Annotated in this window: 25 protein-coding genes; 12 read left to right on the forward strand and 13 right to left on the reverse strand. The window is 64.3% G+C overall.

The features are described 5' to 3' along the window. Positions 1–606 (forward strand): GNAT family N-acetyltransferase, encoded by a 606-nt coding sequence (locus tag B2246_RS21825; protein ID WP_286881027.1) that lies wholly within the window; start codon positions 1–3, stop codon positions 604–606. Here the strand turns inward: B2246_RS21825 and B2246_RS21830 are convergent. Next, positions 603–1,406, reverse strand: a complete 804-nt coding sequence (locus B2246_RS21830; protein ID WP_224444937.1) for an EamA family transporter — start codon at positions 1,404–1,406, stop codon at positions 603–605. The genes B2246_RS21825 and B2246_RS21830 overlap by 4 nt on opposite strands. Positions 1,407–1,648: 242 nt before the next feature. On the opposite strand from B2246_RS21830, the gene B2246_RS21835 reads away from it, so the two are divergent. After that, entirely contained in the window at positions 1,649–2,368 is a 720-nt protein-coding gene (locus tag B2246_RS21835; protein ID WP_286881028.1) for an SDR family NAD(P)-dependent oxidoreductase, read from the forward strand. A 208-nt stretch (positions 2,369–2,576) separates the two neighbouring features. Here B2246_RS21835 and B2246_RS21840 read toward each other — a convergent pair whose 3' ends face one another. From B2246_RS21840 to acpA, 4 genes are all read right to left on the reverse strand, one after another. Beyond that, a complete protein-coding gene (locus B2246_RS21840) occupies positions 2,577–2,978 on the reverse strand; it encodes a PIN domain-containing protein (protein WP_035883700.1) in 402 nt (133 codons plus the stop codon). Further along, positions 2,975–3,166: a hypothetical protein gene (locus B2246_RS21845; RefSeq protein WP_008651177.1), complete on the reverse strand. Its 192-nt coding sequence runs from the start codon at positions 3,164–3,166 to the stop codon at positions 2,975–2,977. The genes B2246_RS21840 and B2246_RS21845 overlap by 4 nt, the downstream gene beginning before the upstream one ends. Positions 3,167–3,287: 121 nt before the next feature. Beyond that, on the reverse strand, positions 3,288–4,748 hold the full coding sequence (locus B2246_RS21850) for an MFS transporter (RefSeq protein ID WP_411860103.1): 1,461 nt from the start codon (positions 4,746–4,748) through the stop codon (positions 3,288–3,290). A gap of 158 nt (positions 4,749–4,906) precedes the next feature. Then, the gene (acpA, locus tag B2246_RS21855; protein WP_286881029.1) at positions 4,907–7,048 is read right to left on the reverse strand and encodes an acid phosphatase; all 2,142 of its coding nucleotides are present in this window, start codon (positions 7,046–7,048) and stop codon (positions 4,907–4,909) included. Positions 7,049–7,288: 240 nt separating this feature from the next. Here acpA and B2246_RS21860 point away from each other — a divergent pair, with 240 nt between their 5' ends. After that, the gene (locus B2246_RS21860; RefSeq protein ID WP_008651182.1) at positions 7,289–8,656 is read left to right on the forward strand and encodes a cytochrome-c peroxidase; all 1,368 of its coding nucleotides are present in this window, start codon (positions 7,289–7,291) and stop codon (positions 8,654–8,656) included. 36 nt (positions 8,657–8,692) lie between these two features. Here the strand turns inward: B2246_RS21860 and B2246_RS21865 are convergent, their stop codons facing one another. Together B2246_RS21865 and B2246_RS21870 are read right to left on the reverse strand one after the other, a co-directional pair. Continuing rightward, on the reverse strand, positions 8,693–8,926 hold the full coding sequence (locus tag B2246_RS21865; protein WP_008651183.1) for a hypothetical protein: 234 nt from the start codon (positions 8,924–8,926) through the stop codon (positions 8,693–8,695). Between the two features lie 336 nt (positions 8,927–9,262). Then, positions 9,263–9,868, reverse strand: coding sequence for a helix-turn-helix domain-containing protein (locus B2246_RS21870; RefSeq protein ID WP_029306362.1), 606 nt, complete (start codon positions 9,866–9,868; stop codon positions 9,263–9,265). A gap of 99 nt (positions 9,869–9,967) precedes the next feature. On the opposite strand from B2246_RS21870, the gene kbl reads away from it, so the two are divergent. After that, positions 9,968–11,170: a glycine C-acetyltransferase gene (gene kbl, locus B2246_RS21875; RefSeq protein WP_008651185.1), complete on the forward strand. Its 1,203-nt coding sequence runs from the start codon at positions 9,968–9,970 to the stop codon at positions 11,168–11,170. Continuing rightward, complete coding sequence (locus B2246_RS21880; RefSeq protein WP_008651186.1) at positions 11,167–12,171, forward strand: NAD-dependent epimerase/dehydratase family protein; 1,005 nt, start codon at positions 11,167–11,169, stop codon at positions 12,169–12,171. Before kbl ends, B2246_RS21880 begins: the two co-directional genes overlap by 4 nt. A 17-nt stretch (positions 12,172–12,188) precedes the next feature. Here the strand turns inward: B2246_RS21880 and B2246_RS21885 are convergent, their stop codons facing one another. Together B2246_RS21885 and B2246_RS21890 are read right to left on the reverse strand one after the other, a co-directional pair. Continuing rightward, on the reverse strand, positions 12,189–12,812 hold the full coding sequence (locus tag B2246_RS21885; protein ID WP_286881031.1) for an N-acetyltransferase: 624 nt from the start codon (positions 12,810–12,812) through the stop codon (positions 12,189–12,191). A gap of 496 nt (positions 12,813–13,308) precedes the next feature. Next, positions 13,309–13,740 (reverse strand): type II secretion system protein G, encoded by a 432-nt coding sequence (locus B2246_RS21890; protein WP_286881032.1) that lies wholly within the window; start codon positions 13,738–13,740, stop codon positions 13,309–13,311. Positions 13,741–14,011: 271 nt separating this feature from the next. Between B2246_RS21890 and B2246_RS21895 the strand changes: the two genes are divergently transcribed. From B2246_RS21895 to msuE, 7 genes are all read left to right on the forward strand, one after another. After that, positions 14,012–14,470, forward strand: a complete 459-nt coding sequence (locus B2246_RS21895; protein ID WP_008651197.1) for a MarR family winged helix-turn-helix transcriptional regulator — start codon at positions 14,012–14,014, stop codon at positions 14,468–14,470. Positions 14,471–14,475: 5 nt separating this feature from the next. Next, positions 14,476–16,455 carry an FUSC family protein gene (locus B2246_RS21900; RefSeq protein WP_286881033.1) on the forward strand — a complete coding sequence of 660 codons (1,980 nt, stop codon included), beginning with the start codon at positions 14,476–14,478 and terminating at the stop codon, positions 16,453–16,455. Further along, positions 16,455–16,664, forward strand: coding sequence for a DUF1656 domain-containing protein (locus tag B2246_RS21905; RefSeq protein ID WP_008651199.1), 210 nt, complete (start codon positions 16,455–16,457; stop codon positions 16,662–16,664). Before B2246_RS21900 ends, B2246_RS21905 begins: the two co-directional genes overlap by 1 nt. Further along, entirely contained in the window at positions 16,661–17,647 is a 987-nt protein-coding gene (locus tag B2246_RS21910; RefSeq protein ID WP_024569413.1) for an HlyD family secretion protein, read from the forward strand. Before B2246_RS21905 ends, B2246_RS21910 begins: the two co-directional genes overlap by 4 nt. After that, on the forward strand, positions 17,644–19,134 hold the full coding sequence (locus B2246_RS21915; protein WP_008651201.1) for an efflux transporter outer membrane subunit: 1,491 nt from the start codon (positions 17,644–17,646) through the stop codon (positions 19,132–19,134). The genes B2246_RS21910 and B2246_RS21915 overlap by 4 nt, the downstream gene beginning before the upstream one ends. 231 nt (positions 19,135–19,365) lie before the next feature. After that, on the forward strand, positions 19,366–20,178 hold the full coding sequence (locus B2246_RS21920) for a MetQ/NlpA family ABC transporter substrate-binding protein (RefSeq protein WP_008651202.1): 813 nt from the start codon (positions 19,366–19,368) through the stop codon (positions 20,176–20,178). A 339-nt stretch (positions 20,179–20,517) separates the two neighbouring features. Then, positions 20,518–21,081 carry an FMN reductase gene (msuE, locus tag B2246_RS21925; protein ID WP_008651203.1) on the forward strand — a complete coding sequence of 188 codons (564 nt, stop codon included), beginning with the start codon at positions 20,518–20,520 and terminating at the stop codon, positions 21,079–21,081. Positions 21,082–21,135: 54 nt separating this feature from the next. Here msuE and B2246_RS21930 read toward each other — a convergent pair whose 3' ends face one another. From B2246_RS21930 to B2246_RS21945, 4 genes are all read right to left on the reverse strand, one after another. Next, complete coding sequence (locus B2246_RS21930) at positions 21,136–22,611, reverse strand: amidase (protein WP_186425167.1); 1,476 nt, start codon at positions 22,609–22,611, stop codon at positions 21,136–21,138. 16 nt (positions 22,612–22,627) lie between these two features. Then, complete coding sequence (gene fghA, locus B2246_RS21935; RefSeq protein ID WP_286881037.1) at positions 22,628–23,476, reverse strand: S-formylglutathione hydrolase; 849 nt, start codon at positions 23,474–23,476, stop codon at positions 22,628–22,630. Positions 23,477–23,487: 11 nt separating this feature from the next. Next, the gene (locus tag B2246_RS21940) at positions 23,488–24,594 is read right to left on the reverse strand and encodes an S-(hydroxymethyl)glutathione dehydrogenase/class III alcohol dehydrogenase (RefSeq protein ID WP_008651206.1); all 1,107 of its coding nucleotides are present in this window, start codon (positions 24,592–24,594) and stop codon (positions 23,488–23,490) included. 110 nt (positions 24,595–24,704) lie between these two features. Next, a complete protein-coding gene (locus B2246_RS21945; RefSeq protein WP_008651207.1) occupies positions 24,705–26,066 on the reverse strand; it encodes an NTP/NDP exchange transporter in 1,362 nt (453 codons plus the stop codon). Positions 26,067–26,085 lie beyond the last annotated feature (19 nt).

Below are 26,085 nucleotides of genomic sequence, written 5' to 3' on the forward strand. Positions count from 1 at the left end.
ATGGGCCGTGTCGAAGACGCCAATCAGGTGGCGACACCGATCAGTGAAGAAAACTGGACCGGCCGCAGCGGCGCTCGGTTGACGCTTCGGCCCGCGCGCGGGGCGGATCAGGCCGGGCTGCGGATGTTTGTCGACAGCTTGTCACGCGAAAGCCGCTACTTCCGCTTCCTGACTGGTGGGCGCGTGACCGACGAGATCGTTCAAGGCTTCGTGAGCCATCGGAAAGCCGAGGACGTGGCACTTGTGGTGACGTATCGCGAAGCGGATGGCGCCGAAACCATCGTCGCCAATGCCGAATATGTGGTGAACGAAGAGGATGTTGCCGAACTGGCCGTTGTGGTTGCCGATGCGTGGCAGGGCCAGGGACTGGGTCGCCGGTTGATACAGCGGCTCCAGCAGCTGGCGAGATCGGGGCAACTGCATGGAATGCGGGGTGACGTTCTCAGCGAGAACCGCCGGATGTTGGCGATCATGCGGGACTGCGGATTCTCGGCGCGCCGCAACCCCGAGGACAACTTTCTGCATGAGGTCAGCCTGACCCTTGCAGAGGCGAGGGCGTCAGCGCGCGATCAGCGGATGCCGCGCGACTGGTTCGCCGCCCATTAACGTTTGCTTCTCGACGTAGCCGTACAACCAATCGACGCGACGATGATTGCGGCAATCGCTACCCACTGAATCGGCGTCAGTTGTTCGTTCAGGAATGCCAGGCCCGCCAGAGCGCCCATGGCTGGCTCCAGACTCAACAAGATGCCGAATGTGCGCCGGGGGAGCCGCTTGAGGGCTACCATTTCCAGCGAATACGGGATCGCGCTGGAAAGAATGCCGACCGCCAGGCCGGAAAGCAGAAGAGCCGGACTGAACATCTCCAATCCGGCGTGGCCGAGTCCGAATGGCAGGGCCACCAATGCCGCCATGGTCATTCCCAGGGACGTCGCCTGGCCGCCATGGGCGTTGCCCGCCATCTGTCCGAACACGATATACAGCGCCCAGCCCACCCCTGCGGCGAGCGCGAAGCCAATGCCTACGGGATCGAGGTGCGTGGCGGCTTCGCCAAGCGGCAGCAGCAGGATCAGTCCGGTGACCGCGCAGCCAATCCACAGAAAGTCGATCGCGCGGCGTGACGAAAGCACGGCAACCGCCAATGGACCGGTGAATTCGATGGCAATCGCCAACCCGAGCGGGATCGTCCGCAACGACATGTAGAACAGCAGGTTGGTCCCGCCCAGTGCGGCGCCATAAAGGGCGATGGCGCGGGCGTTCTTGCCGGAGAGCGGAAAACGCCAGGGGCGCCAGACGCAGATCAGGATCACCGCCGCAAAGCTCACCCGCAGCGCGGTGGTGCCCTGTGCGCCGATCGACGCAAACAGGCTTTTGGCAAATGATGTGCCGATGCAGAGCGACGCCATGGAGCCGATCAGGGCCAGCACGGCCAGCAGGCTGTCGCTTTGTTTTATGCGCGAGAGAGGCAATTCTTGTCCAGGGAATCAGTCCCCAATTGGGGCGGTGCGGCATCATGCCTGAGCGCTACGTCAGGTGCCATACACAGATGACGGTTGCACGCGCTGTACAGTTTCTCTTGCGACGTAGTATTTTTGCGAGACGGGCGGCAGAGGGCTATCGTTTAAGAACCCTCACCCTGGAGCGTTTCATGGACTCGACCGCTGCCCGTCGTCATGTCGTCATCACCGGAGCCGCCGGCGCGCTAGGCCGTGCAGTGGCCAGCCGCTTTGCCGCCGAGGGTGCCAGATTGGCGCTGATCGACCGGGACCTGCAGCACTTGCAAAGCGTATTCGCTCATCCCGAGCCCGATCACGGCGGCACGCTGCTTCACGCGGCCGATGTCACGTCGGACACCGCGATGGCACCGGTTGCGGCGGCAATCCTCGACGCCTTCGGCACGGTGGACGTCCTGGTGCATGTGGCCGGCGGCTTTGAAATGGGCGAGGCCACTCACGCCATGAGCCGGGAGTCGTGGATGCGGATGATGGACCTGAATGCGTGGTCGTTCGTTGCGGTCACCAGTCACTTCATTCCGGCCATGCTGTTCCAGAGGCACGGCAAGGTCGTTGCGGTGTCGGCGCGTGGTGCCATGGCCGGCGCGGCGACGATGGCGGCCTATGCGGCATCCAAGAGCGCGCTGCAACGGCTCGTGGAAAGCCTGTCGCATGAGGTAAGGGGGGCAGGCATCAACGTCAACAGCGTTGCCCCGAGTATCCTCGACACCCCGGCCAATCGTCAGGCCATGCCCTCGGCGGACCATACGCGCTGGGTATCGACCGGCGCCGCGGCACGGGCAGTGGCGTTCCTGGCCTCTGACGCGGCAGAAGCGGTTCATGGGCAGCATATGGTGCTGGATGGGTTGAGTTGATCTGGGTCTCGGACGATGTCACTCGGAATAGGGCAGTTAGAAGCCGTTTCAAAAAGATTCTGGCGTCGTTGCGGGGCCTTGCCTTACTACTTGTGCTGTCTGCTGCCTCCGCCTAGCCAGAACCGCCTCGCTTCATTTTGAAACTGCTTCTTAGCCAAAGGCATCGCTCATCAATGATCGATCAGGATAGAGCAGTTCGGACTTCCCTTTATCTTGCTGATAGCAACACGAACCCTTGATCTCGGGCGGCCACCTTGTCAAAGGTCAGAGTGACGCTGCAGCCGAATTCGTTGCCCGCACGTTCAATCAGGCAGTCGGCAAAATCGCACGAAGCCTTCGCGAACCGGTGCGCCGCGCGTTGCACGATGTCATGTGCCTCTATCAGCAGAGCTGGCCAACCGAGGAGGGATTCGACCACGCGCTGGATCTCCCGGCGCGTGGCGTGGTAAGAGCGAGCCAGTACCCAGGCGAGTTCCGTAATCGCAACCAGCGAAACAAAGCCCGGGTGTTCTGGCGTCAGTTGACGGAGTAGCGCATGTGCCAGCTGTCCTTCAGCACTAGTTTCCTGAGCGAAGAATCGAACCAGCACATTCGTGTCGAGTCCGATCATCGAGCAGATGTTCCGGCTTCCGCGATGATCTCGTTCATACGCTCAATGGTCAGTGGAACATTGGTGGGATTGATAAACCAACCGGCCATGTCAAAGATGTCCTTGACGTTGTCGAGCAAGCTTTCGTCGCGCTCAATGACCGGTCCTGGGGTTTCAGTTTCAAGTATGTTCTGGCCGGAATATCTCATTGCGTAGCTCCAGTAATCCCCATGCCCAATTGCATGGCTTCTCCAGTCTGGAGCCTGCGAAACCTGCGCGACATGGGACGGTTCTCAAAATGCCCGCCCACGCCATGCTCTGCCGCCGCGCTCACTCGTCATCGGTCCCCAATGGCGGTGCGACTTCCTCCAGCGGCTTTCGCTCGGCATCCACCCCGTACTTCAGGGCCATCGCCCCCGCCACGATGACCAGGGTTGCGCCGATGGCATAGCCCACCGCCACGGCGCCCCGGCTACCCGTTTCGATCAACGCTCCGAACAGCACGGGCGCGATGAACCCGCCGACGCCCGTGCCCACCGCGTAGAACACGGAGATCGCCAGCGCCCGCATTTCGAGCGGGAACACTTCGCTGGCGGTCAGGTATGCCGAACTGGCCGCGGCCGAGGCCAGGAAGAACACGGCGGACCAGCACAGCGCTTGCGATCTGGCGTCTAGCCAGCCGGACATGAATGCCCATCCTGTGGCGGCCAGCCCGATGCCGGAGAGCACATAGGTCAGCGCAATCATCTTGCGTCGGCCGATGCGGTCGAACAGCGGGCCGAGCAACAGCGGCCCCAGGGCGTTGCCGATTGCGAACGGAAAAATATAGAGCGCGACGCGTTCCTCCGGTACGCCCATGAAGCGTGTCAGCACCAGGGCGTAGGTAAAGAAGATCGCGTTGTAGAAGAAGGCCTGCGCCACCATCAGGGCGAAGGTGACGGCGCTGCGTGTCCGGTAGCGACCGACCAGCAATCGCATGATGTCGCGCAGGGGAGGCACGGGTTTGCCACCGTAGTAGACCAGCACCGCGTCATGGACCGGGGGCAGCGGACCGTGCCGTCGGGTGATCGCTGCCTCGATACCTGCGATCACCTGCTCGGCTTCGGCATGGCGGCCGTGCGTGGCCAGCCAGCGCGGGCTTTCCGGCACATGGCGCCGGATCAACACGATTGCCACTGCCAGCAGCGCGCCCAGCGCGAAGCATGCGCGCCAGCCCCATACGGGGCCCAGCACCCGTGGATCCAGAAGAAGCAGACTCAGGCCGGCACCGAGTGCCGCACCCAGCCAGAAGCTGCCGTTGATCGCCAGATTGACCCTGCCGCGCACGCGGGCAGGAATCAGTTCGTCGATCGCCGAATTAATGGCTGCGTACTCGCCGCCGATGCCAAGCCCGGTCACGAAGCGGCAGGCCGCGAAGAACGCGAAGTTGGGGGAAAACGCGGTTGCCAGCGTCGCCGCCATGTAGACGAACAGCGTGGCCAGGAACAGCTTCTTGCGGCCGAGCCTGTCAGCCATGCGGCCGAAGGCAAGCGCGCCGACCACGGCGCCGAGCACGTAAAGCGAACCGGACCAGCCGACCTGCGTGGCAGTGAGCGCAAGAGTGTCCGGCCGCTCGAGCACCGCGCCGACCGAGCCGACCAGCGTGACTTCGAGGCCGTCCAGCACCCAGGCGATGCCTAACGCGATCGCGACGCGCCAGTGCCAGGCGGACCATGGCAGGCGATCGAGGCGTGCGGGAATGTCGGATTGCCGGCCGGGGATGGAGGGCTCCTTTCCGGGGGTGTCTTGCACACTATAGTGCCTTGCGTGCGGATCCTCTTCCTGCCGGGCAGGTTCCTGCGATCGGAAAAAGGGGCGCGACCGGACTTTCGACCATCCAATAGACAAGGGGGCGGCCCCTCGCGGAGCCGCCCCCTTGTCAGCGCGAAGGCAATGCCTTCGGGCCCTGCTTACTGCGCCGGGAAGGTCAGCGCGTTGCTCAGGTCGCCCATCGCCGGCTTGCCGTTGGCGATCAGCGAGTCGTCGCGCAGCTTCAGGCCAGGCAGCGTCGGCAGCGCGAAGCGGTGCGTGATGAAGCGCAGCACCGAAGCGGTGTCGTACTGCGTGTGATCGACGAAGCCGCGCTTCGCGAACGGCGAGATCACGATGGCAGGGATACGGGTACCCGGGCCCCAGCGGTCGGCCTTCGGCACCGGTGCGTGGTCATAGAAGCCACCGTTCTCGTCGTACGTCACCACGATCAGCATGTTGTTCCACTGCGGGCTCTTCTGGAGCTGGGCGATCACGTTGGCGATGTGGGCATCGCCGTCGGTCACGTTGGCATAGCCGGCGTGCTGGTTCAGGTTGCCTTGCGGCTTGTAGAACGAGACGGCCGGCAGCTTGCCAGCTGCCGCATCAGCCAGGAACGACGAGTCGAAGTCCTTCAGGTGAGCGGTGCGGTAGTCGGCGTGATCGACCGGGCTGAAGGCCGAGTAGTAATTGAACGGCTGGTGGTGCGGCTGGAAGTTCGGCGTGGTGTTGTTGTAGATCAGCGCGCTGTTGGCGGTCACTGCGCTCCATGCGCCCGAGTACCAGGCCCAGCTGATGCCGCGGCGATCCAGCAGCGAGGCGATCGTGTCCTGGGTCTGGGCAGGCAGCGTGGTGGCCTTGGTCGGGTCGGCCAGCAGCTTGGTCGAGTCTGTCGACGCAGGTGCGTTGCCGCTCGGCTGGTACGGCGGCTGCATCGTGTTGACCGCGTAATAGACGCCGGTGCCGTCCTTGGCGGTCAGCGTGCTGTCGTTCACGTACTGGGCGGTGCCGGTCTGGATGCTGGCGGGGCTCGTCGGCTTGAGCGACAGGCTCTTGAAGTTGCCATTGGCGTCCGTGTCGACGACCGAGATCGAACCCGAGGCCACCGACGTTTCGGCGTTCGGGTAGACCGGTGCGCAGGCGCAGACCAGGTACTGGTGGTTCAGGAACGAGCCGCCGAACGCGCCCATGAAGAAGTTGTCGGCCAGCGTGTACTGCTGGGCGAGCTTCCACATCGACATGGCGCTGCCGTCGTAGTAACCCATGACCAGGCCGCCGGCGTCGGAGAACGCCGTGAACTTGTCGTTCTTGCCGCCGTTGATCTGCATCTGGTTGTTATAGAAGCGGTGCACCAGGTCACGTGTGATCACGTTCTGGCCCACCACCACGCCCGTGCCGTTCACGCCGGCCGGGTCGTCGATGCGGAACGGCTTGTTGGCCCAGCCCACGGTGCTGGCCTGCGGGAGCGTGACGGTCTGGCCGCTGGCGGTGAAGCCGCCCCAGGTCGGGGGCAGCGAGGCCAGCGCCGAGCCGTCAAAGTCCTTCTGCGGTTCCACGGAACCCACGGCCGTCGGGTTCACGCCCGGGATGCCGTTGGCGCCCGGGAACAGGCCGTAGAGGTTGTCGAAGCCGCGGTTCTCGGCGTAGATCACCACGACGTTCTTGATGTTCTGCAGCGCGATGCGCTTGGTCACGCCATCACGGATCGCGGCGCCGATGTCGCCGCCCGATGCCACGGCCGTGGCGATCAGGTCGATCGCCTGCTCGATCTCGGCCTGCAGCGTGGCCTTGATGTTGCTGTCGGTTTCCTTGTTGTGGTCTTCCAGCAGCTTGTCGGCGGCGATGCCCAGGCGGGTGGCCAGTTGATTGCGTGCGTCGTCGAGCTTGCCGCCGTTGCTGTCCATCAGCGCGGCCAGTTCGGTCGAGATCGCGCTTACCACGGCATTGGCGCCGGCCGGGGCGCGGAACACGAGCTTGCGCGTCACGGCGTTATGGGCGCCCGTGTCGTCGTTGCGGAAGGCATCCGTGCCGATCTCGGCCACCACGGCGCCCTGGCCCGTCAGCGTGAAAGCGCCCTTGGCATCGGTATAGGTCGATGCTTCGCCGCTATCGCACTGGGCATTGGCGTTGGCGTCGATACAGACTTTCGCGTGCTCGAAGTAGCTGCCAGTCACAACGCCGGAGGTGGCGGCGGCGGGGGTGTTGGCGGTGCTGTCGGCGTTGCCGGAATCGCTGCCACCGCAGGCGGTCAGCGATGCGGCGGCGATTGCGGCCAATGGCCACAGACGAGTGAGACGGCTCATGGTTTTCCTCTTTCTTATGTGTGGGTATTCAATGCTTGGAAAGCAGAGGGGTACTACTGGGTGCGCCGCGAGTGTGTATGCGGCATGTGTCAAGTTGATGATGAGGCGGAAACGGACGGTGGCGGCCGACGTGAGTGGTGTGGCGCGATGTCATTTCGATGACCTGACACGTGTGTGTCACGGATTTGGCGTAGCCTCGCTGCGCCATTCAATCCTCATCCTTGCCGTCATCGTTCCGTCATGACCCTGCCGCCGCTGCTTTGGAATGCCGCGTTTCCCTCGCCGATCACGTGGCTGCGCGCCGCCGGCGGTCTGTTGATCGCGCTTCTGGTCAGCCTGGCCTCGGGCTGTGGCAAGCAGGAGGCGGCCGCGGGCACGCCGGCCGCCGCAGCGCAACCGGTGGCAGTTGTCAGCGCGGCTCGCGCGCCGAAGCCCGCTAGTCCGAAGCCGTTCTACGCGATGATGGCCGAGCGTCGGCCCAACATTCCGGCCCTGACGGCCCTCGGCAAGACGCTCTTCTTCGATCCGGCGCTCTCGGCGTCAGGCAAGCAGTCGTGCGCGAGTTGCCATAGCCCCGATCACGCCTACGGGCCGCCGAATGATCTGTCCGTGCAGCTCGGCGGCGTCGATATGAGCCGCACGGGCGTGCGTGCCGCGCCGTCGCTGCGGTACGTGCAGAACGTGCCGGCCTATACCGACCACTATCACGAGAACGACGGCAACGACGCCGAGGATCAGGGTCCGACCGGTGGGCACAACTGGGATGGTCGCGCGAATTCCGCACACGAGCAGGCGCGCATCCCGTTGCTGTCGCCGCACGAGATGGCCAATGGCGAGCCGCGCGTGGTGGTCGAGAAGATCCGGAAGGGGCCCCATGGGGAAACCTTCCGCAAGGTGCTGGGGCAGGATGTGCTGGATGACGACGATACCGCGTTCAATGCAGTGCTGATGGCCCTGGAGGTATTCCAGGAGACGCCGTCGGAGTTCTATCCCTATACCAGCAAGTACGACGCCGTGCTGCGCGGGCAGGCAAAGCTGACTCCCCAGGAGGCACGCGGCCTGCGCGTCTTCAACGATCCGAACAAGGGCAACTGCGCCGCGTGCCATCCGGGCGATATTCGCGAGGGCGCATTCCCGGCTTTCTCGGATTTCGGATTCATCGCCGTGGGTGCGCCACGCAATCGCAAGCTTGCAGGCAACGCCGATCCAGAATTCCACGATTTGGGGCTCTGCGGCCCGGATCGCACCGATCTCAAGGATCGTGCCGACTACTGCGGCCTGTTCCGGACGCCGTCACTGCGGAACGTTGCACTGCGTCATGCGTTTTTTCACAATGGCGTCTTCCACTCTCTGGACGAAGTGCTGCACTTCTACGCCGAACGCGATGTGAAGCCGCAGAAGTGGTACCCGCGCGGCAAGGACGGCAAGGTGTGGAAGTTCGATGACCTGCCCGAGCCGTATCAGGCCAACGTCAACATGGAAGCCCCGTTCGGCGGCAAGCCTGGCGACAAGCCCTTGATGACTGAAGGGGAAATGCGCGACGTGATCGCGTTCCTGAACACGTTGACGGATGGATACAAGGTGCCGGCAGCAGCGTCGGTGCGATGATGCCGGCCCAGGTACCCGGGGGCTGCGGTTGAAGCGTTAGTTCAGACGTCCTACGGCTTTGAGCATCGACATGCCGTGCGCGGTGATTTGCGGGCAGGCCATCTGCCCGCTATCGTCCTGGATGGACTCCAGCACGACGAGCCGTTGGGTGATCAGGGCGTCAAGATCCACGGGATCGATTTCCCGTGCGTGGGTCGCGGCGGTGTCGTCGCGGGTGTGGGGGCCATTGCCGATCAGCATCAGCGTGGCCAACTCATGTGGACTCAGCACAGTCATCTCCTTGGCGAGAGGGGAGCGGTTGCTGGGGACTCGGGGACGCATCTGTAGTGCACGCCCTCGGCGGGATGTTGAGCCATCTTCACGAACCGTTCACGCTGCATCGCATCGTGATGGCCGGTCGACAGTCAAGGGGTTGGACGGGACCGCCCGCTACGGGTTCCGGCCGATACACGACAGATACATGTCAAAACGTTTCAGCGGGTACTCATGTGATACGCGCTTGTTGAGTGCCCATCAGGCGCGTATCCGTCGCATGCGGATGATCATACGGCCGATCAAAAAACCTCAGCCGGCGCAGGGACATACGCGGCGAGCGCGATGTCCGGATCAGGTCCCCGGGTGGACCACGACCAGCAAGGCCGTTGCCACGCTTTTACCCGGATTGCCGATGGCATGCGCCACATCCGCGCCGTAGCGTGCGGTATCGCCGTGCTTCAGCTTCTTCTCGTCGCCACCTGACCGGACGGTCATCGACCCGGTCAGCACCGACAGATGCTCCTGCGTGCCTGCTTCATGTGGCTCCGACGCCAGCACGCCGCCCGGCTGGATCGACAGCTCATACCATTCGAAGCGCCCCGCCATGTCGATCGGACCGAGGATGCGCAGTTCGCAGCGGGTATCGGGGCTCTTGAGCGCCGGTGTGGCATGGGGTGGCACCACTGTGATGGCGGGCGCCTGTGGCGCAGCAGTCCCTTGTGCCAGGAAGTCCGTCAGGCTGACGCCGAGTGCGTTGGCCAGCCGCCACAGCACCGCCACGGTCGGGTTCGCCAGGTTTCGTTCGATCTGCGAAAGCATAGACTTGGAGACACCGGCGCGGCGCGACAGCTCGTCCAGGGACAGTTGCTGGCTCTGCCGAAGCGCCTGCAGCGCGCTGCCTACGGCTGGCGGCCCCTCGGCCGTCATCGGCGTTTTGGCGGGGGAGGGTTGCGACATCGTCATCTGTTCGTTATAGTGCACGACACGTTCGTTATACAGAACACGTTCGATTTATCGAATTGAGCGTTCCGAGACACTACCACCGGGAGTCTGGCCATGTCGAGTGCCGAGGCCTTTTATGCATCCATCCGCGCGGAGCTGGATTCGATCCGCGCCGCGGGCCTGTACAAGCGCGAGCGCGTCATCGCCACGCCGCAGGGCGCCAGGATCCGCACAGCGGACGGTCGCGAGGTGATCAACCTGTGCGCCAACAACTACCTTGGGCTGTCGTCGCACCCCAAGGTTATCGAAGCCGCGCACGAGGCGCTGCGCACGCATGGCTACGGACTGTCGTCTGTACGCTTTATCTGCGGCACGCAGGATCTGCACAAGGAGCTGGAAGGGCGTCTGGCCCGGTTCCTGGGCACCGAGGACACCATCCTCTATGGCTCGGCCTTCGATGCGAACGGGGGGCTGTTCGAGACCATCCTCGGCCCCGAAGACGCCGTGATCAGCGATGAACTGAACCACGCATCGATCATCGACGGCATCCGCCTGTCCAAGGCACGGCGCCTTCGCTATCGGCACAACGATCTGGACGACCTGCGCGCCCAATTGCGGCAGGCCGATGCGGATGGCGCACGCTTCAAGCTTGTCTTTAGCGATGGCGTGTTCTCGATGGACGGCACCGTTGCGCGGCTGGACGAGATCCGGAAGATTTGCGACGAGCATGGCGCGCTGCTCGGCATTGACGAATGCCACGCCACGGGCTTCATGGGCGCACGCGGGCGAGGCACGCATGAGGCGCGTGGGGTGTTCGGCAAGATCGACATCATCACGGGCACGCTGGGCAAGGCGCTCGGTGGCGCGTCGGGCGGCTTTACTTCCGGGCGCAAGGAAGTCGTCGAGCTCTTGCGCCAGCGTTCCCGACCTTATCTTTTTTCGAACACCGTGGCGCCGGCCATTGTTGGCGGCAGCATTGCCGTGCTCGATATCCTGGAAGGCAGTACCGAGCTGCGGGACCGGCTGGAGCAGAACACGCGGTTCTTCCGCGAGGGCATCGCGAAGCTTGGCTTCGACATCAAGCCCGGCGATCATCCGATCGTGCCGATTATGGTCTATGACGCCGAAAAGGCGCAGAAGCTGGCTGACAGACTGCTGGAACTCGGTGTGTACGTCGTTGGTTTCTTCTATCCCGTGGTCCCGAAGGGGCAGGCGCGTATCCGCGTGCAAATGAGCGCCGTGCACGATGCGGTGACGCTGCAGTCCGCTCTCGATGCCTTCGGCCAGGCGGGCCGTGAATTGGGGCTGATTCCATGACAGCAGCCACCGCAACAGCCGTGCCGAAAATCCTGATCATCGGCGCAAACGGGCAACTTGGATCGGAGCTGGCTCTGGCATTGGCGGAACGTCATGGGCGTGAGCAGGTGGTGACGTCGGACGTGGTGCCGACCGGCCGCCACGTCCATATCGCGCACGAGATGCTTAACGTGACGGATCGCGGTGAACTGACGACTGTGATCGAGCGGCACGGCATCACGCAGATCTATCTGCTGGCGGCCGCGCTGTCGGCGACGGGGGAGAAGGCGCCCCAATGGGCCTGGAACCTGAATATGACAGGTCTGCTGAACGTGCTGGAAGCCGCGCGGCATCATGGCATCGAGCGGGTGTTCTGGCCCAGTTCGATTGCCGCGTTTGGGCCCACCACGCCGAGCATCGACACGCCGCAAAAGACGGTCATGGAGCCGACCACCGTGTACGGCATCTCGAAACAGGCCGGCGAGGGCTGGTGTCGCTGGTACTTCGAGAACCATGGCGTCGACGTTCGCAGCGTGCGCTATCCCGGGCTGATCTCGCACAAGACCCCGCCGGGCGGCGGCACGACCGACTATGCCGTCGACATCTTCCACCATGCGGTGCGCGGCGAGCCCTACACCTGCTTCCTGGAGGAAGACGAGCGGCTACCGATGATGTACATGCCTGATGCCATCCGGGCCACGCTGGAACTGATGGAGGCCCCGCGCGAACAGGTGCGCGAACGTGGCAGCTACAACCTGGCCGCCGTGAGTTTCACACCGGCCGAGATTGCGGCGGCGATCCGGCTACGCGTGCCTGAATTTGAAGTCCGCTACGCGCCAGACTACCGTCAGGCGATTGCACAGGGCTGGCCTGATTCGATCGACGACAGCGCGGCGCGTGCGGACTGGGGCTGGCAGCCACGGTTCGGCCTGCAGGAGATGGTCGACGATATGCTCGACAATCTGCGCAAGAGCCTCGCCGTCGAGCCGGCTCCGGTAGCTCCGGTAGCGACGGCGGTCTGAAGCCGCCGTCGCAGGGATCAATGCATACCGGTGGCGTTGGCGAACGATGAGAGTGTCCAGCCCTGACCCAGCAGGATCATGCGAGTGTGCAGATCGGCTTGCACGGTCTCGCTGACGGACTCGCCGAGATAGGTCATCGACTTGTCGCGTAGATCCACGTAGCCGCGGGTGTGACGCCTGGCCAGCGTCCCCCACAAGGCATTGGCGCCGGCAGACTGCCGCGCGCCGCTGATCAGGCAAAGACCGCCGTCCAGCGCCCAGCCGTAGATGGACGTGGCCAGGCCGCAGCGCTGATAGGCCGGACCGAGCTTCGTGTGGGGCGCGCGTACCACTCGGTCCGTGCGTCGGCTGACCTCGATCAGACGATTGAACACCGTATAGCCGGCGATGCGTCCATATCGCGTGTCTTCGACATACACGTAATACTCGCCATCGGCTTCGCGATAACGCAGGCGCACGCCCGGCAGAGCGGTTGGCACCACAGGCATATCGTGCAGCTTGTCACCGGGCTGGCGGATGCGGTCGTGCAGCGTGTCGAGTTCGCGCTCCACTTCGCCGGGCGACAGACTGACGTCGATGCGCAGCTCGAGTATGCGTGCCAGTACCTGCCCCCAGGAGGGCATTGCAAGCGTGAGTGTCATGAGGCGCCTCTTCCGTCAGCTATTGATCAGGACGTAGAGCGCGGCGACGGCCACGATGGCGCAGATGGTCTTTTGGTAGATGGGGGTCATGGCTTTCTCCAGGATGCACAATGAATTGCAGCGCCAGGGATGGCGTCCAAATGCAAAGTGCCGTGCGGGAAAGCTCAGGTCCGGATGCCGGTGTCCCGAGTTGCCCGCACGGCCAGGAAAAGCACGGCGCGCGGGACCGGGGCGGTCAGGTGTGTGGCGGCAATGCCAGCCTGCATTCCGCGGGCGCACGCAGTCCTGCCATGCGGAGCACGGCGGGAAACTGCGGCGAGGCGCTGGAAGCGGGGCATTGGCTTTCTAATCGGGGGCGCTCGACTGGTAGTCAGCCGGCGTCAGGCGTTATGGGGCAATGGGTCTTATGCCATATTGCCCGGGGAAAGTCCAGCCCGGTTGCCCGGTGCTGCTTGCGATCTCTGGATGGGACGGGTCCTCGCGGAGTTTGAAGAGCCTAAAGCTCGCGATACGGTGTGCCTTCATGCGTTACGCCGAGCGCTCCGCTGCGGACATCGAACACGCCCGCAATCGCGCGGTCTTCCAGCATCGATGGTGATTGTGGGTCGATTGGTGGCGGTATGATTTCCCAGTTGTCCGCAGTATGGGTGATTGGGTCCCGCGGAATCCTGTGCAAATAGGCGCGTTGCACGAGGATGTCGAGGGACTGCGGATAGTGGCCATGGTCTATGTGGAATCGGGCGATCGCCTCTCTCATTGCCTGCAGGTTGTAACGCAGCGCCACTTCCTGGGAGGGCTCTGCCTCTGCGGTGTGGTGGGGTGTCATCAGCGCCATCAGCGCTATCAGCCCAATCCCGAGCAGCGCCGCGAGCAGCGTCGCCAGCGTGACCCCTGCTCGGCGCCGGGCGGTCGCCATGGTGATTGTCATCGTCGGTCCTCGTGGGCAGGCCATGCGGGCCTGATTGAGGGACTGTATTTCCATGAAGTTGAGGCGGATATCGCCGATCTGCGGAAGTGCCCGTAAGGTTGCTGCCGATGGGTGTTTTCAGATATTCCTGAGGCGATTGCAGCGGTGCCGGGGCGACGATTGCGTCCCATCTCTACATTTCCGCGCGGCATGGGATTCCTCATAAAGCACATGAACTAGTTCGCAAAGAAATCATTTGCATCCTAATAGATTCACATCTATCATTCTGCCCATGCCAAAGATCGATGCCCTTCTTTTCGCCTTCACCGGCCAGTTGATGCTGGCCGGGCGCCAGTGGCGGCAGATCAGCCAGGCCGCAGTGACCGCGCACGGGATTTCCGCCGCGGCCGCCGCGCCGCTGCTGTTCATTCGCCGCCTGGGCGGTGGTGTGCGCCAGGTGACCCTGGCCGACTACGTGGGCGTGGAAGGCGCGACGCTGGTGCGTCTGGTCGACCAGCTCAGCGCCGCTGGGCTGGTGCGTCGCGAGGTGGATTCGAGTGATCGCCGGGCCAATGTGCTATCCCTGACGGAAGAGGGCGAGCGCATGGCGGAGTTGATCGAGGTGGCGCTGAAACAATTGCGGACCGAGGTGTTCGCCGATATCAGCGAATCGGACATGGCGGCCACGTTGCGTGTGTTCGATGCCCTGGCGCGCGCGGCCGCATCTACATCGGGCAAGCAGGAGTCCTGAGCAACATGGGTAGTTGGCCGTCCGCGAGAGATTGGGTCTTTTCCATCAAGGCCTTCGTCGCAGCGATGCTGGCATTGTGGATTGCGATGTATCTCGGCCTGCCGCGCCCCTACTGGGCGATGGGCTCCGTCTATATCGTGGCGCATCCGCTGACCGGGGCCACGCGTTCCAAGGCGCTGTATCGCGTGCTGGGCACGCTGCTGGGCGCCGCCGCTGGCATTCTGATGGTCCCGCCACTGGTCAACGCGCCGCCTCTGCTGATGGGCGCTGTGGCGATCTGGACCGCCTGTCTCTTGTACGTGGCGCTGCTGCATCGCACGCCGCGCAGCTATGTCTTCATGTTGGCGGCCTATACGCTGCCGCTCGTCGCGCTGCCTTCGGTCGACAATCCTGCCGGTATCTTCGATCTTGCCGTCGCGCGGTCCGAGGAAATCTGCCTGGGCATCCTGTGCGCCAGCGTGGTTGGCGCGGTCGTGTTTCCGGCTAGCGTAGCCAATGTGCTGCGCGACAAGTCTCGCCAATGGATGGCCGATGCCACGCTGTGGGCGAGCGACATGTTGTCGGCAAGCCCCGGCAAGCAGGTGTCGCGCCACCATAGTCGCCATCGTCTGGCCGCCGATATCCTGGCGCTGGACCAACTCATCAGCCAACTGAGCTACGACGCCGAAAGCGCCCAGCGCGTGCGTGCCGCACGTGAACTGCGTGGCCGCATGACGATGCTGCTGCCCGTGATGTCGTCGCTGGCGACCGTCGTCGAATCGTTGCAGTCGGCCGGCGGCGTGCCGGAACCCCTGGCCGCGCAGATGCGGGCGGTGAAGGCCTGGATTCAGGCTGGCGCCGCGGAAGGGGAGCGTCCCGAACTGACGTCCACGCCCGTTCAGGCGGGCTGGGACGCCGCCTTGGTCGCAGCGGCCGAAGACCGTCTGCAACAGATGGCGGCCTTGTGGCACGACTGCGTCTCGCTGTGTCGGCGCCTTGGTGAAAAGCACATCGAAGGCGAATGGCTGCCGGAATTCCTGCGCTGGGATGTCGGCCGCGCCCGCCACTACGACCACGGCATGCTGCTGTTCTCGACCGTGACGGTGGCGCTGGCCATCTTCGCGATGGGCATGATCTGGATTCAGACAGGCTGGGCCGATGGCGCCGGTGCTGTGGCGCTTGGTGCAATCTCGTGCTGTTTCTTCGCCGCGCTCGACGAGCCCGCGCCGATGATCCAGTCGTTCTTCAACTGGAACGTGGTCTGCTTGCTGATCTCGATGGTGATGCTGTTCGCGGTTCTGCCGGTTGCGCACGATTTCGAGATGCTGGTGCTGATGTTCGCGGTGCCGTACCTGATCATCGGCCTGCTGGTGGCGCAGCCGCGCCTGGCGATGATCGGGATGCCGCTGGCCGTGGTCACGGCAAACGACATCGGTATCTCGGGCGCCTACAGCGCGAACTTCCAGAGTTTCTTCAACAGCAACCTGGCAGGTATCGCCGGGATTGCGTTCGCCCTGGTCTGGACGCTCGCGGTGCGGCCTTTCGGCACGCGAGCCGCAACACACCGGCTGGTGCGCTCCGGCTGGAGCGACATCGCCGAGAACGCGGTGAGCACGCGTCCGGAGTCTCATTCGACGCTGCGCGCGCGGATGCTCGATCGTCTGGCGCAACTCGTGCCCCGGCTGGCTGCCAGCGAAAGCGAAGTGTCTGCCGACGGCTTCAGCGAAGTGCGTGTGGAACTCTGCACGCTGGCGCTGCAACGCGAGATGGCCGGGCTGGAAGCTGATGAGCAACATGCCGTGAATCGCGTGCTGCGCAGCGTGTCCGGCTATTACCAGTCACGTTTGAAAGGTGCCATCGATGCGCCGCCGCCGGCATTGCTGACGCGGCTGGGCAAGGCTCAGCAGAAGGTGCGTTCGCGTATCGCGCTGGCGGCTCTCGTGGACCTTCAGGTTGCCCTGTATCCGCCGGTCCTGGTGCCGGCAACCGTTTCCGGAAATGCATGATGCCCGGTGAAATCAGTATCTATGGCGTGTACATCCCCAGCTTGCTGGTGTGGATGCTTGCCGCCTTCGTCATTACGAGCGCCGCGCGGGCGGTGCTGACGCGTGTCGGCTTTTACAAGCTCGTATGGCACCGTTCCCTCTTCAATCTGGCGCTGTATGCGATCGTCCTCGGTGGGGTGGTTGCGTTGGTGCCCTCGCTGCAATCATGAAACTGAGACTCTCCTCGCTCGGGCCAGTCGTGCTGACGCTGGCCGTCACCGCCGTTGGCGCGGTCGTCGTCAAACACCTGTGGGACTACTACACCGTGGCGCCGTGGACGCGCGACGGCCACATCCGCGCCGAGGTGGTGCAGGTGGCGCCTGATGTCTCCGGGCTGGTCACGCGGATCGCGGTCAAGGACAACCAGCATGTGAAGGCCGGCGACGTCCTGTTCGAGATCGACCACGAACGCTATGCGCTGGCGCTGCGTCAGGCGGAAGCCACGGCGGCGGCGGTGCGCGCCAATCTGGCCCAGGCACGCCGCGAGGCGAAGCGCAGCCAGACGCTTTCCGAGGTGGTCTCGAAGGAAATCGTCGAAGAGGGGCTGGCCAAGGTGCAGCAGGGCGAGGCCCAGCTGGCACAGGCCGAGGCCGCGATCGGCGTGGCGAAGCTGAATCTGGAGCGCACCCACGTGGTGAGCCCGGTGGAAGGCTACGTCAACGACCGCCTGCCGCGTCTCGGGGATTACGTCGTGACCGGCAAGCCGGTGCTGTCGATGGTCGATTCGAACTCGTTCCACGTGGAAGGCTACTTCGAGGAAACCAAGCTGAAGGGTATCCATATCGGCAGCCCCGTCGATATCCGCGTCATGGGCGAGAAGCGCGTGCTGCACGGCCATGTGCAGAGCATCGCAGCCGGTATCGAAGACCGTGATCGCACCAATGGCTCGAACCTGCTGCCGAACGTGAACCCGACGTTCAACTGGGTGCGTCTGGCGCAACGCGTGCCGGTGCGCATCCAGTTCGACCAGATGCCCGAGGATGTGCGCCTGGTGGCAGGACGCACGGCCACCGTATCGGTGAAGGCCGATGACGAGAAGAACATCGGGGAAACGGAAGACAAGCCGACCGCGCCGGCGGCCGGCCGTAGTGCCTCGCAGGACAAGGTTGCGCTGGCCGGCAAGCGCGCGCCCTCAACCGGAGCAGTGCAGTGAAACGCTTTGCCCGTGCCTCGCTGGCGGCGATGTTGCCGCTTGCGCTGGCCGCTTGCATGACCGTCGGCCCTGATCACAAGGTGCCCGACGATGCGGTCGTGAAGTCATCGGCCGCCAATGGACCGTTTGCCGGCACCGACAGCGATGCGGTGTCGATCGGCGACGTCCCGAACGACTGGTGGCGTCTGTACGACGATCCTCGCATCGACGAGCTGGTGCAGCAGGCACTGGTGGCCAACACCGACCTGCGCGTAGCCGCCGCCAATCTGAAGCGCTCGATCGCCGTGTATCACGAGGTGGAAGCCGAGAATCTGCCGGAAACGAAGTTCCGGGCCAGTGCGGAGCGCGGCCAGATCGCTGGCGAACCGCTGCTGCACGAAGAGAAGATTCCGGTGATGAACTTCGGCGACATTGGTCTCAATGTTTCGTACCTGATTGACTTCTGGGGCAAGCTCAAGCGTGCCGACGAAGCCGCCTTGGCATCGGCGCAGGCCAGCCATGCGGCGCTGGACCAAGCCCGCGTGGGCGTGGTGGCGGAGACCGTGCGTGCGTATGTGCAAGGATGCACAGCCACGCACGAACTACATGTGGCCGCGCATCAGCTCGACCTGCAGGAACGCGGCGTGAAGCTGGCGCAGAAACTGGTCGATGCTGGCCGAGGTCAGCCGACCGATCTGCTGCGCGCCGAGGCGCAAGCCGACACCCTGCGTTCGGCACTGCCGAAGTATCGTGCGGAGCAGGAAGGCGCGGCATACCGCCTGGCGGTAATGCTGGGCAAGCCGCCGACTGCGCTCGATGTCAGCAGCGTGGCGTGCGAGCACGTACCGGCGTTGAAGCAGGCGCTGCCCGTTGGCGATGGCATGGCGTTGCTCAAGCGCCGACCGGACGTTCGCCAGGCCGAGCGCGAGCTGGCATCGGCAACGGCCAAGATCGGCGTGGCTACCGCGGACCTGTTCCCGCAGATTCGCATCGGTGCATCGGCCGGTTTCACCGGTATTCTCGACCACCTTGGTCAGGCGCCGACCGCGCACTGGGGCTGGGGCCCCGCGATTTCGTGGACGATCCCGACCAGCGGCACGCGCGCGCGCATCCACAACATGGAGTACGGGGCCGAAGGGGCGCTGGCTCATTTCGACGGTGTGGTGCTGAAGGCGCTGCGGGAGACGCAGACGGCGCTGTCGGCCTATACACACGAACTGGACCGGAACGCGTCGCTGCGCTCGGCGCGCGACAAGGCCAATGAGGCAGCTCGCCAGAACCGGCTGCTGTGGCAGGCAGGCCGATCGCCGTATCTGCAGAGCCTGGATGCCGACCGCACGCTGGCCAATACCGATGCCGCGCTGGCCGCATCCGACGCGCAGGTTGCGATGGATCAGATCAACCTGTTCCTGGCGCTTGGTGGTGGATGGCAGAATGCGCCGGCCATTGCCAGCCATCCGGTGGGCAAGGAGCCCGGACAGGCCACGGAACACACCGAGGAGCACTGAGGAGCGCCGAGGAACAATAAGGTAAGCTTCGGCCTCGGCCACGCCTTGGCTGCACTATCGAACTGATTCCGGCGTCGTTGCGCGGCTTCGCCGCACGATTTGCTCTGGCTGCGGCCAGGCGCCAAGCCAGAGCCGCTTCGCTTCAGTTTGATAGCGCCGCTTACCCGGCGAGGCCCGACCGCCATGACATCTGCTCTTGGCGGCTCCTCGATTCCCAGGAAAACAAGACCTATGAAAATGCTCTCGATTTCAAAGACCCTGGCTGCCGCAACCGTGGCGCTGGGTATCGTAGCCGCCGGCAACGCGGCGGCTCAGGAACAGACGATCCGCGTGGGCACCGTCAGTGGCCCCGACGCCGAAGTCTGGCAAGTGGTGCAGAAGGTGGCCAAGAAGAACGGCCTGAACGTGAAGGTGGTCGAATTCAACGACTACGTGCAGCCGAACGCCGCGCTCGACGCGGGCGACCTCGACGCCAACAGCTTCCAGCACCAGCCGTATCTGGACAGCCAGATCAAGCAGCGTGGCTACAAGATGACCAGCGTCGGCTACACCTATATCTCGCCGCTGGGCATCTATTCGAAGAACCTGAAATCGTCGAAGGATCTGCCGCAGGGCGCCAAGGTGGCCGTGCCGAACGACCCGTCGAACGAGAACCGCGCATTGCTGCTGCTGGCCGCCCAGGGCGCGATCAAGCTCAAGCCGGGTGTGGGCACGAATGGCGTCAACGCCACGCCGCTCGACGTGGCCGAGAACCCGAAGAAACTGAAAATCGTGGAACTCGACGCTGCCCAGCTTGCCCGCGCGCTGCCTGACGTGGCCGCCGCCGTGATCAATACCAACTACGCACTGGCCGCCGGCCTGCAGCCGACGAAGGACGCGATCGCGCTGGAAGACATCCACAGCCCCTACGCCAACATCATCGTCGTGCGCACGCAGGACAAGGACAAGCCGTGGGTGAAGAAGCTCGTGGCCGCCTATCAGTCGGAAGAAGTACGCCAGTTCATGAAGGCCCAGTACAAGGGCGCCATGGTGCCGTCCTTCTAAGAAGCCGCTTCAAAAAGATTCTGGCGTCGTTGCGGGGCCTTGCCGTACTACTTGTACTGTCTGCGGCCCCGCCCTTGCAGGGCGCGCATGTGCTTGCAGGCACATGCCGTTCCGCAGGCGGCTCGCATGCGAGCCGAAATCCCTGCTTCACCCTAGCCAGAACCGCTTCGCTTCATTTTGAAGCAGCTTCCAAGCAGCAAGGTCCCATTACCTTGGCTTGATGCGGAACGGCGGCCAATGGTCGCCGTTTTTGCATCTATCCATAGTCGAATTGCTTCGTTCGCACCGCACGGACGGGGCGCTAAGGTAGGGGACCGATTCCCGCCCCGGAGACTTACCGTGTCAACCCCGCTCAAAGTCGTTGCCGTCAATGGCAGTGCTCATCAACCGTCCCGCACCCTGGTACTGGTGCAGGCACTGCTGGCCGAACTGGATCAACGGCTCGTGCTGGATACGCAGATTGTCGACCTCAGCGAGATCGCCCGACCGCTCGGCGCGTCGCTGACCCGCGACGAACTGCCGCCCGACATCGAGGCACAACTGGCCGCGATCGAATCGGCTGATCTCGTGATTGCCGCGGCGCCGGTGTATCGCGGCTCGTTCCCCGGCCACTTCAAGCATCTGTTTGACCTGGTGGGCATGGATGCGCTGGCAGGCAAGCCGGTACTGCTGGCAGCCACCGGTGGCAGTGACCGCCATGCACTGGTGCTCGAGCACCAACTGCGTCCGCTGTTCAGCTTCCTGCAGGCGCTGACGTTGCCAATCGGTGTGTACGCGTCCACGGCGGATTTCGATGGGTATCAGGTGGGCAGCAAGTCGCTGGCCGACAGGATCACCCTCGCGGTCGAACGTGCCGCGCCGTTGTTTGCCAATGCAGCGAGGCAGTTGCGGCGGGTGGCCTGAAGTACCGTATTGCTTTCTCCCCTCCCTGCACGACGTGAGAGGGGAGCAGGACCCTCAGCCTTCGATAGCCGGCGGCAGGCGATCATTGACCCAGTCGCGCACCTTCTCATAGGCCGCTGCCAGTTGCAGCACACCCAGATCGTCGCGCGGCCTGCCGATCAGTTGCATCCCCATTGGCAATCCGACCGCGTTGAATCCCACTGGCACGCTGATCACCGGACAGCCCGATAGCGTCCACGCAACCACCACTTCCATCCAGCGATGGTACGTGTCCATCTGCCTGTCGGCGATTTGCTTCGGCCAGTGTTGCGTGACGTCGAACGGAAACACCTGTGCGGTGGGCACGGCAATGTAGTCGAACTGGGTGAACGTCCGTTGCAGCGCCTGGTACCACGCACTGCGATCGGTGCTGGCGGCGTACAGATCGCTGGCCTTGAGGTCCAGCGAGCCTTCGATTTCCCAGATCGCCTCGGACTTGAGCTGCGCACGCGTGGACGGATTGGTGTACAGCCCCAGACGCGAATTGCCGGTCAGGAAATGGCGATAGACGAGCCAGGTTTGCCAGATTTTCTCGGGCGGGTAGGGTGCTTTGATGGCCTCGACGTCCACGCCGAAATCCGGGAAGAAACGCAGCGCCTGCTCGCAGAGCGACAGGATGCCGTCTTCCATCGGCAGGTAACCACCCCAGTCGCCCAGCCATGCAACACGCTTGCCAGTGAGATCCGTCTTCAGTATGTCCGCGACGTTCGCTGGCGCCAGCGAGGCCACCGTCGGATCGTGTGGCAGCGCCTGCGGCGTGCGTGCGTCGGGGCCGGATTGCGTGGCCAGCAGCAGCGCGAGATCCTCGACATTGCGTGCCATCGGCCCTTCGCTGCCCAGTTGGGGCAGAAACAACTCCGGCGTCGGGCCGTAAGGCACGCGTCCCGCTGAAGGCCGGAACCCATAGACATTGCAGAACGCAGCGGGATTGCGCAGCGATCCGCCAAAGTCGCTGCCGTCGGCAACCGGTAGCATACGCAGCGCCAGCGCGGCCGCTGCACCGCCACTGGAGCCGCCAGCCGACCGCGTGGGATCGTAGGGATTCAGCGTGGCGCCATAGACGGGATTGAACGTGTGCGACCCCAGCCCGAACTCAGGCGTGTTGGTCTTGCCGATCAGGATCGAGCCGGCACGTCGCATACGCTCCACGATGACCGAATCACTGGCGGGGATATTGTCGCGAAAGATCGGCGATCCGTACGTTGTGCGAATGCCGCGCGTCATCGCCAGATCCTTCGGCGCCTGCGGGAAGCCATGCATCCAGCCGGAAGACTTGCCCGCCGCCAGCGCTTCGTCGGCCGCCAATGCCTCGCGCATCAGCGCTTCCTCGTCCTGCATGGCGACGATGGCGTTGCTGCCCGGGTTGACTCGGGCGATGTGCGCCAGATAGGCCGTCATGACTTCCCGGCTCGATACCTCCTTCTTGTGAATGGCCTCGGAAAGCTGTCGGGCAGACAGCATGACGATGGGGTGGGGGCGGTAGGAAGTCATGGCGGGAGGTGAGTGCTTAAAGCCGCTCTGCGTGATGCCGCACGTGGTCGGCAATGAACGTCGAGATGAAGTAGTACCCGTGGTCGTACCCGTCGTGCCGACGTAGTGTCAGGGGCTGCCCGGCCTTTTCACAGGCGGCCTCGAACACTTCCGGATGCAGTTGCTCGGCCAGGAATTTGTCGGCGAGCCCCTGATCGATCAGGATGCCGGCCGGGAAGGGGGCCGACGACTGCGCGCGCATCAGGGCGCTGGCATCGTGCTGGGCCCAGCGGCTGCGATCCTCGCCGAGGTAGCCGGTGAACGCCTTCACGCCCCACGGGCAGTCCGACGGCGCGGCGATTGGCGCAAACGCCGATACCGAACGGAACCGCTGCGGGTAGCGCTGGGCCAGCACCAGCGCGCCATGTCCGCCCATGGAATGCCCAAAGATCCCTACCCGTGCCGCATCGGCGGGAAGCTCGCGGGTCACCAGATGGAACAGCTCATCCGCAACGTAGCTCTCCATGCGCCAGTGCATGCGCCATGGCGTTTCGACCGCATCCACGTAGAAGCCGGCGCCCACGCCGAAGTCCCACGCATCGGCCTCGCCGGGCACGCGCGCGCCGCGCGGACTCGTGTCCGGGCCCACCAGGATCAGGCCGTGCTCGGCGGCAAAGCGCTGCGCGTTGGCCTTGATCGCGAAGGTTTCCTCGGTGCAGGTCAGGCCGGCCAGATAGAACAGGGCTGGCAGCGGTTTCGCGCCAGGTTGCAGCGCCTGCGGCGGGAGATAGACTGAGAACCGCATCGGCAGCCCGATGGCCACCGACTGGTGCTGGTAGAAGCGCTGGACGCCGCCGTGGCAGCCGTGTTCTGACAGCAGTTCCATGGATCGCGACCTCAGTACAGGACCACCGAGCGGATCGACTCGCCGCGCTTCATCAGGTCGAAGCCTTCGTTGATGCGGTCGAGCGGCAGCGTATGCGTGATCAGGTCGTCGATGTTGAGCTTGCCGTCCATGTACCAGTCGACGATCTTGGGCACATCGGTGCGCCCGCGCGCGCCGCCGAAGGCCGAGCCCTTCCATTCGCGGCCCGTGACGAGCTGGAACGGACGGGTGGAGATTTCAGCGCCCGCTTCGGCCACGCCGATGATGATCGACTTGCCCCAGCCCTTGTGGCAGCACTCCAGCGCCTGACGCATGACCTGCGTGTTGCCAATGCACTCGAACGAGTAGTCGGCGCCGCCGTCGGTCAGCTGGACGATGTGGTCCACCACGTTGTCGACATCCTTCGGATTCACGAAGTGGGTCATGCCAAACTTGCGCGCCATTGCCTCGCGGGCGGGATTGAGGTCCACGCCGATGATCTTGTCGGCGCCCACCATCTTTGCGCCCTGGATCACGTTCAGGCCGATGCCGCCCAGGCCGAACACCACCACGTTCGCGCCGGCTTCCACCTTGGCCGTGAAGATCACCGCGCCCACGCCCGTGGTCACGCCGCATCCGATGTAGCAGACCTTGTCGAACGGTGCGTCGGGGCGGATCTTGGCAAGCGCGATCTCCGGCACCACGATATGGTTCGCGAACGTCGACGTGCCCATGTAGTGGAAGATCGGCTTGCCATCGATCGAGAAGCGCGAGGTGCCATCCGGCATCAGGCCCTTGCCCTGCGTGGCGCGGATGGCCTGGCACAGGTTGGTCTTGCGCGACAGGCAGAACTTGCACTGACGGCATTCCGGCGTGTAGAGCGGAATCACGTGATCGCCCGGCTTGAGCGACGTGACGCCCGGACCGACGTCGGTGACGATGCCCGCGCCTTCATGACCCAGGATGGCGGGGAAAATGCCTTCGGGGTCCGCGCCGGACAGCGTGTAGTAGTCCGTATGGCAGATGCCGGTGGCCTTGATCTCCACGAGGACTTCGCCCGCGCGCGGACCGTCGAGGTTCACCTCTTCGATGGTGAGTGGTGCACCGGCTTTCCAGGCGATGGCGGCTTTGGTTTTCATGAAGCAACTCCCGAGCGAATGAATTGAGGCGGCACGTGTCCGCGTGACAGGCCAATACCAAGGCCACGACTATAAGCCGAACCGCGCACACGAGCCAGACCGGCGGGCGATTATCGGCTGCCGGTCTGGCCCCGGGCGAGGACTGCCGGTGAGGATTTCTCGACCGTCAGTTCCGTCAGTTGACCTTCGTGCTGGCGGCCAAGCCACCAGCCCAGCCAGCCCCACACGATGGCAAGTACCGCGCCCGCCAGCGCCACGGCTGCGGGGTGCCCGGACAAGGCGTCGATCGCCGTTTTCACCCAGGCGCTGACGGCATCGCCGGCACGATAGATCGCGGTATCGATGACATTCTTGGCCTTGTACTTCGTTTCCGGGTCGACCACCGTAAAGAGCATCTCCCGGCCGGGGCGCAGCATCGCGTACTCCCCGACGCGCCGCACGATCATGGCGGCCGCCAGCACGCCGAACGTGGGCCACATCGCCAGTAGCAGGAAGCCGCCGGTCACGGCCAGCGGCACGGCGGTCAGCAGGGCGGTCACGCCGTAGCGCCGCGCCACGCGTCCTGAAAAGAAGATCTGCACGAGGATCGTCAGCGCCTGCACGGTGGCGTCGAGCGCGCTGAATACCTGTGTCTGCTGCGCGCGCGAGTGGAAGGTGGCCGCCACCAGTCGTGCCTGTTCGAAGTAGAGGAACGTGCTCGATGTGGCCAGCAGGATCACGAACAGGCTGATACCGATGAGGTACCGGGAACGGAGGACCAGAGACAGGCCCGCCCAAAGTCCGCCGCCTACCGGTTGCGCGGGGTCCGGCGTCGAGGCCGTCTCGCTGCCGGGCTCGCCCGCGCCATACCTGCGTCGCCAGGCGAACAGGTAGCCGACCCCGGGCAGCGTCGCGGCCAGCAACGCGGCCGACAGCAACATCAGGCCAGTCAACCCGATGTGTCCCACGAGCCAGCCGCCGAGCACGGGTCCGGTGAGCCCGCCTGCGCTGGCACCCGCCGCGATGATTGCGAACAGTCGCTTGGCCTGTTCGGGCCGGAATACATCGGCCATCAGGCTCCACGCCACCGATACCACAAACAGGTTGAAGACCGAGATCCAGACATAGAACACGCGGGCCAGCCAGACGCTGTCGGGCAGGGCGCGGGTGACCAGCGCGAACGCCACGAGGTTGGCGATGAAGAATGCGTAGACCCACGGCACGAAGCGCCGGCGCGGCAGCCACTTGCAACATGCGCCGTAGAACGGAATGGCCACGAGCATCACCACGAACGTCGCGGTAAACAGCCACTGCAGATTCTGCACGCCGCCAGCGATGCCCATCGTCTCCCGCACGGGCCGAAGCATGAAGTAGCTCGCGAACAGGCAGAAGAAGAACAGGAAGGCCGCCACCACGGCCGGGGTTTCGCTCCGATCAATGCCAAGCAGTCCGCTGGGGCCGGCGGGATTGGGAGACAGGTCCGGAGTGTCCATGGCGAGGGCCGACGGTCAG

The sequence above is a fragment of the Cupriavidus sp. UBA2010 genome (genome assembly GCF_002335265.1).
GTDB classification, from domain to species: Bacteria; Pseudomonadota; Gammaproteobacteria; order Burkholderiales; family Burkholderiaceae; genus Cupriavidus; species Cupriavidus metallidurans.

What these genes read in the sequence shown, in the direction of transcription:
- B2246_RS21860 (WP_008651182.1), top strand. Translation starts at nt 7,289, where the DNA reads ATGACCCTGCCGCCGCTGCTTTGGAATGCCGCGTTTCCCTCGCCGATC.
- B2246_RS21895 (WP_008651197.1), top strand. Translation starts at nt 14,012, where the DNA reads ATGCCAAAGATCGATGCCCTTCTTTTCGCCTTCACCGGCCAGTTGATG.
- kbl (WP_008651185.1), top strand. Translation starts at nt 9,968, where the DNA reads ATGTCGAGTGCCGAGGCCTTTTATGCATCCATCCGCGCGGAGCTGGAT.
- B2246_RS21905 (WP_008651199.1), top strand. Translation starts at nt 16,455, where the DNA reads ATGCCCGGTGAAATCAGTATCTATGGCGTGTACATCCCCAGCTTGCTG.
- B2246_RS21930 (WP_186425167.1), bottom strand. Translation starts at nt 22,611, where the DNA reads ATGACTTCCTACCGCCCCCACCCCATCGTCATGCTGTCTGCCCGACAG.
- B2246_RS21825 (WP_286881027.1), top strand. Translation starts at nt 1, where the DNA reads ATGGGCCGTGTCGAAGACGCCAATCAGGTGGCGACACCGATCAGTGAA.
- B2246_RS21845 (WP_008651177.1), bottom strand. Translation starts at nt 3,166, where the DNA reads ATGAGATATTCCGGCCAGAACATACTTGAAACTGAAACCCCAGGACCG.
- acpA (WP_286881029.1), bottom strand. Translation starts at nt 7,048, where the DNA reads ATGAGCCGTCTCACTCGTCTGTGGCCATTGGCCGCAATCGCCGCCGCA.
- B2246_RS21885 (WP_286881031.1), bottom strand. Translation starts at nt 12,812, where the DNA reads ATGACACTCACGCTTGCAATGCCCTCCTGGGGGCAGGTACTGGCACGC.
- B2246_RS21940 (WP_008651206.1), bottom strand. Translation starts at nt 24,594, where the DNA reads ATGAAAACCAAAGCCGCCATCGCCTGGAAAGCCGGTGCACCACTCACC.
- B2246_RS21830 (WP_224444937.1), bottom strand. Translation starts at nt 1,406, where the DNA reads ATGGCGTCGCTCTGCATCGGCACATCATTTGCCAAAAGCCTGTTTGCG.
- B2246_RS21880 (WP_008651186.1), top strand. Translation starts at nt 11,167, where the DNA reads ATGACAGCAGCCACCGCAACAGCCGTGCCGAAAATCCTGATCATCGGC.
- B2246_RS21870 (WP_029306362.1), bottom strand. Translation starts at nt 9,868, where the DNA reads ATGTCGCAACCCTCCCCCGCCAAAACGCCGATGACGGCCGAGGGGCCG.
- B2246_RS21920 (WP_008651202.1), top strand. Translation starts at nt 19,366, where the DNA reads ATGAAAATGCTCTCGATTTCAAAGACCCTGGCTGCCGCAACCGTGGCG.
- B2246_RS21900 (WP_286881033.1), top strand. Translation starts at nt 14,476, where the DNA reads ATGGGTAGTTGGCCGTCCGCGAGAGATTGGGTCTTTTCCATCAAGGCC.
- B2246_RS21835 (WP_286881028.1), top strand. Translation starts at nt 1,649, where the DNA reads ATGGACTCGACCGCTGCCCGTCGTCATGTCGTCATCACCGGAGCCGCC.
- B2246_RS21910 (WP_024569413.1), top strand. Translation starts at nt 16,661, where the DNA reads ATGAAACTGAGACTCTCCTCGCTCGGGCCAGTCGTGCTGACGCTGGCC.
- fghA (WP_286881037.1), bottom strand. Translation starts at nt 23,476, where the DNA reads ATGGAACTGCTGTCAGAACACGGCTGCCACGGCGGCGTCCAGCGCTTC.
- B2246_RS21840 (WP_035883700.1), bottom strand. Translation starts at nt 2,978, where the DNA reads ATGATCGGACTCGACACGAATGTGCTGGTTCGATTCTTCGCTCAGGAA.
- B2246_RS21890 (WP_286881032.1), bottom strand. Translation starts at nt 13,740, where the DNA reads ATGACAATCACCATGGCGACCGCCCGGCGCCGAGCAGGGGTCACGCTG.
- B2246_RS21945 (WP_008651207.1), bottom strand. Translation starts at nt 26,066, where the DNA reads ATGGACACTCCGGACCTGTCTCCCAATCCCGCCGGCCCCAGCGGACTG.